The organism is Streptomyces purpurogeneiscleroticus (assembly GCF_020024005.1).
GTDB lineage: Bacteria > Actinomycetota > Actinomycetes > Streptomycetales > Streptomycetaceae > Streptomyces > Streptomyces purpurogeneiscleroticus.
Genome location: NZ_NHSG01000361.1, coordinates 1 through 4,503 on the forward strand (window position 1 = coordinate 1; position 4,503 = coordinate 4,503).

Here is a 4,503-nt window from a genome sequence, read left to right on the forward strand (position 1 = left end):
CGTCCCGGTTCCACCCATCCCCCTACCGACCCAGGGAGTCAGCACCATGCCCGCAGGCAACATCAACATCGACTACAACGAGATCCAGCGCGTCTCCGGCGTGATGAAGCAGGCCGTCAACGACATCAACCCGCTGCTGCTGAGCACCAAGACCTCCGTCGAGGGCCTGCTGGACAACGGCCTGTTCATGCAGCAGAGCAGCCCGGCGCTGAAGGAGTCCTACAGCAACCTCACCGCGTCGCTGCAGAAGGCGGTGGAGAGCATCAACTCCTTCGCCAACCAGTTCAACCAGATCAAGAACAGCATCGAGAAGATGGACCTCGACATCGCGACCGGCACCAAGAACGCCGGCTGACGGCCCGTACGACACGGACCGTACGACGCGGACGTCACAACACGACGGTGCCCCGCCACCGGACCAGAAGTCCGGCGGCGGGGCACCGTCGTATGTACGGGCCGGCCGGTCAGCCGGCGTCTCCGTCGCGCAGCACCGTCTCCGGCACCAGCACCGACACCAGCGCGCCGGTCACCGGGTCGACGGTCAGGCCGCGGCCCGGCGTCGGACGGCCCCGCAACAGGTCGTACGGCACCCGCACGCCGAGGATGTCGCCCTCGCCCGGTGACTGCGGCGACAGCAGCACGCCCTTGCGGACCCGCCGTACCAGGCCGAGCCAGCCGATGCCCGCCGTGGTCAGCGTCTCGGCGGTGGCGGCGGCGACCAGTCCGACGCCGCGGTCCCGGCCGGTGGTGGCGACCTCCCGCAGCGCCGCGTCACAGGCAGGCAGCTGGGAGAGCAGGTCGGCGTCGTCGACCAGGACCACAGCGGGACCCGGTTCGGCGTTCAGTGCCGCGCTCACCTCGTCGGCCAGCGGGTCCGGGTCCTGGAGAACGACGGCCCGCGGGTGCCGGGCCAGGCCCCGCAGCGGCGATTCGCGCGGGGTGAGCGCGACCACCCGGGTGCCGCCGGCCAGCAGCGACACCGCGAGCGTGGTGAGCGCGGTGGACCGGCCGCTGCCGGGCGGGCCGCTGACGAGGAAGGACGGCGCGTCGGCCGCGAAGTCCACGCCGATGGCGCCCAGGTCGTCGCCGCCGACGCCGAGCAGTCCCCACAGGGGGCGCCGGTCGGCCGCCGGTACCTTCTCGTACGCGTCGGTGAACGACACCTGGCGGGGCAGGCTCAGGACGCGCGCGGGGCGGCGCGCTGCGGGCAGGTCGCGGTCGCGCTGCGCGGCACGCTCCCCGATCCGCTTGAGCGCCTCGGCCTGGTCGCGTCCGGTGACCGGCGCCCCCTGTCCCTGTGGGGCCTGTTCGCCGAGCAGTGCGACCTGCACCTCGGTGGCGCTGCCCCCGCGCCAGCCGCGGCCCTGCGGGACGACGGCCGGCACCTGCTTCGGCGGGATGCCCGCCAGGCTGTACTCATTGCGGTCGGTGAGCCGGAGCAGCAGCCGCTCGTCGTTGAGCGAGGCGACCTTGCCGGTCAGCAGCGCCCGTTCGGACGTGGCGACGACGTGCAGCCCCATCGGCGCGCCCTCGCGGATCAGCGCGGTCAGCTCGTGCATCGGCCGGCCGCCGTCGTGTTCGCCGAGCAGGGCGGCCAGCGAGTCCCAGCCGTCGATCAGGACGACCACGTGGGCGGGGCGTTCGGCGGGCGGCAGCAGGGCGCGCAGTTCGGTGAGGTTGGCCGCGCCGTGGGAGGTGAGCAGTTCCTGGCGCGCGCCCATCTCGGCGGTCAGCCGGGTCAGCAGGCGGCCCAGCCGTTCCAGGTCGGCGCGCGGTACGACGGCGCCGCAGTGCGGCAGTTCGGACAGCGCCGCGAGCGCGCCGCCGGCCGCATCGATGCCGTACAGGTGCACGTCGGCGCTGGAGTGCCGGCGAGCCAGCGCGCCGCCTATGGTGCGCAGCACCTGGGAGCGGCCGGAGCGCGGGGTGCCCAGGACGTACAGGTGCCCGAAGCGGCTCAGGTCCAGTTCCAGGGGCTCCTGGCGCTGGGCGCCCGGCAGGTCGGCCAGGCCCCAGGCGACCGGCGCGAGGCGCCCGTCGGCCGGGTCGGGCCGCTCGGGCAGTTCGGCCAGGCTCACCGCATTCGGCAGCGCGGGCAGCCAAGGGCTGGGCTGCCGCTCGATCTCCAGCTGAGCGGCGGCCTCCTGGACCGCGTCGACCAGGGCCGTCAGGTCGGTGGGCGCGTCGGCGCGGTCCATCGCCTCCTGGATGGCGTCGAAGAGGTCAGCGGTCTCCTCGACGGGTTCGGCCGCCGTACGGCCCAGCAGCGACCAGGTCAGTTCGCTGGTCCAGACGTCGGCCCGGTGCTCTGCGTCCGGCCCGGTGCCCGTGTTGCCGTCGCCCGCGGCCGCGGCCTGTCCGTCCTCGCGTACGGCGCCGACGAAGGCGGTCTGGAACGGGAGCACCGAGCGGTGCCCGATCCGGGCCAGGGCACGGCCCGGGGTGTCGCTGGAGATGGACACCGCGTCGTTGACCTCCAGGACGTCCTGGCTGTCGAGGGCGTCGGTGACGCGCAGCGAGATCCGCAGATTGGTGTTGGCGCGGATGTCGGCGGTGACCACACCGGCCGGGCGCTGGGTGGCGAGCAGCAGGTGCAGGCCGAGCGAGCGGCCGCGCTGGGCGATGCCGACCAGACCCGGTACGAACTCCGGCACGTCGCGGGCGAGGGTGGCGAACTCGTCGATGATGAGCAGCAGCCTCGGCAGCGGTGCCAGCGCGGGGTCGCGGCGGCGCATCGCCCGGTACTCGGTGTGGTCCTTGGCGCCCGCGTCGGCCAGGATGCGTTCGCGGCGCGTCAGTTCGGCGGTCAGCGAGGTCAGCGCGCGCTCGACCAGGTGGCTGTCCAGGTCGGTGACCATGCCGAGGACGTGCGGCAGCCGCTCGCAGCCGGCGAAGGCGCTGCCGCCCTTGTAGTCGACGAGGACGAACGTCATCTCGTCCGGCCGGTTGACCGCCGCCAGGGAGGCCACCAGCGTCTGGAGGAGCTCGGACTTGCCGGCGCCGGTCGTGCCCGCGATCAGGCCGTGCGGGCCGTCCTTGACCAGGTCGAAGGTGACAGGGCCGGTGTAGCCGGTGCCGAGCAGGACGCCGGTGGAAGCCGGGCGCTTGGTCCAGCGGGCGGCCAGTTCGGCGGCCCGCGGCGGTTCCAGGCCGAGCAGGTCCAGCAGCTTGACGCGGTCCGGCAGGCCGTCCGAGCCGTCCGGGGTGACGTCGCGTACGGGGGCCAGGGCCCGGCCGATCCGCTCGCACCAGCCGGTGTCCACCAGGTCGGGCCGGATGCCGGTGATGTCGGCGCTGCCGGTACGGCGCAGCGTCACCTCGCGGGCGCCGACCGCGCAGACGGTGACGCACTCCTCGGGGAGCATCCGCTCCTCCTGGTCGAGGCAGATCAGGAACACCCGTACGGCCGGGCCCTCCTTCAGCACCTGCACCACGCCGGGCACGTCCCGCAGCCGCCGGGCGCCGTCCAGCACCACGACGAGGTCGGGCTCGGCGAGCAGCGCGCCGCCCATCGCGGACTCCCGCGAACGGGCCCGCGAGCGGATCGCGGAAACCAGTTCGGATACCCGGTTGGCAACCGTCTCCGGGTCGTTGCCTATGGTCACGGTGGGTCCGCCGGACGGCGGCGCGGCGACACCGCCCTCGCCGGGGCGGGCGTGCGGCAGCCAGCGCACCCACTGCCAGGCGGGCGCGCCCGCCGCGTCGGTGAGCACGGTGATCCGGACGTCGCGCGGGCTGTGCAGGATCGCGGCCTGCGCGACGGTCCAGCGGGCCAGCGCCCGGGCCGCGTCCGTCTCGCCCGAGATGCCGACGACACCGTCCCCGGCCAGGTTCACGCCGATCGGCATGTCGGGGATCTGCCAGTTGACGGAGCGGTGGTTGTCCTCGCGGGAGCTGTCCTCGATCGTCAGCAGCGACGCCTGGCGTACGGTGCCGACGCGCAGTAGCAGATGGTCGGAGTGGCCGCGGCGGCGTTCCCACAGCCGGGCGCCGGGGCCGACGGCCCACATGCCGGCGGCGGCCGGGTCGGGCCCGGCGGCGACCCGCAGGCCACGCTCGCGCGCGACCATGTCCTTGACGTCCTCCTCCAGCGAGGCGCGCCGGGCCCGGTAGTTGGCGACCGAGGTCAGGAAGTCGCGCCAGCCGCTGCGCTTGGCGCTGATCCAGTTGCCGATGGCGAGCACCGGGCTGAAGAACGCGAACATCAAGTAGAAGTACGAGTGCAGGAAGACGACCATGCCGACGCCCATGAAAAGCGGCGCGATCACCACCAGCAGCGGGATGGTGCGCCGGGCCGGCGGCACCGGTGGCGAGGGCAGCGTGAACCGTTCCGGCACCAGCGGCGGCACGATCCGCGGTGGCCGGTTGAAGTCCAGGTACGCACCGTCCTCGGAGGCCGTCACGGCGGCGTCCGCCTCGGTGGGCTCGGCCACCCGCAGCAGGTACTCGCCCATCCGCAGCTCACCGCCGAGCGGCCACTCCACCCAGCCCTCGGGGACGGGA

Annotated in this window: 2 protein-coding genes; one reads left to right on the top strand and one right to left on the bottom strand. The window is 73.8% G+C overall.

Translation table 11 applies throughout. The features are described 5' to 3' along the window. The first annotated feature begins 46 nt into the window (after positions 1 to 46). The gene (locus tag CCS38_RS25210; RefSeq protein ID WP_030253916.1) at positions 47 to 355 is read left to right on the top strand and encodes a hypothetical protein; all 309 of its coding nucleotides are present in this window, start codon (positions 47 to 49) and stop codon (positions 353 to 355) included. 109 nt (positions 356 to 464) lie between these two features. On the opposite strand, the gene CCS38_RS25215 is transcribed toward CCS38_RS25210, so the two are convergent. Next, positions 465 to 4,503: ATP-binding protein (locus CCS38_RS25215; protein ID WP_223735599.1), on the bottom strand; the 4,039-nt coding region annotated here is incomplete at its 5' end.

What these genes read in the sequence shown, in the direction of transcription:
- CCS38_RS25210 (WP_030253916.1), top strand. Translation starts at nt 47, where the DNA reads ATGCCCGCAGGCAACATCAACATCGACTACAACGAGATCCAGCGCGTC.